The 458-nt window shown below is 57.2% G+C and carries 1 pseudogene; it reads left to right on the top strand.

Going from position 1 to position 458, the window contains the following annotated elements:
• Positions 1-458: pseudogene (locus DVK06_RS18800) on the top strand (hypothetical protein); the annotation flags it as partial.

The raw sequence follows: 458 nt of genomic DNA on the forward strand, positions 1-458 counted from the left end.
TCAGCATGCGCCCCACCGGCTGTTACAGTGTCAGCGGAAAGCCTACTACACACTACAAGACGCGCCCAAAGAGGATGCACAGCCAACTGGCGTCTTCTGGACCGGCACTCGGATCGAGGAGGACATCGTCTTACCCTTCCTCGAGGACGTTGCTGCCGACGTAGACGACACACCTGCGTACGTCCAGAACTCGATGTGGGTAGATTATGAGCTTGAGACCGACGCCGGTGAGTTACAGATACGAGGATCAACCGACCCCGTCATCTGTACACGGCAGGGAGATCCAATTCTCCCAACAGAGGTCAAGGCCAAACAGTCATTCGACGGTCTCGACGACGAGAATCCGACACCAGCTGACCGTCACCGGGCACAACTCCACGCCTACCTCCATGGGCTCAATCAGACCGTCTCCTATCCTGTCCATACTGGTCTCGTGATCTACGTCGATCGCGAGCACC

It is taken from the genome of Halorubrum sp. Atlit-28R, from assembly GCF_003665955.1.
In the GTDB taxonomy this organism is placed as follows: Archaea; Halobacteriota; Halobacteria; order Halobacteriales; family Haloferacaceae; genus Halorubrum; species Halorubrum tropicale.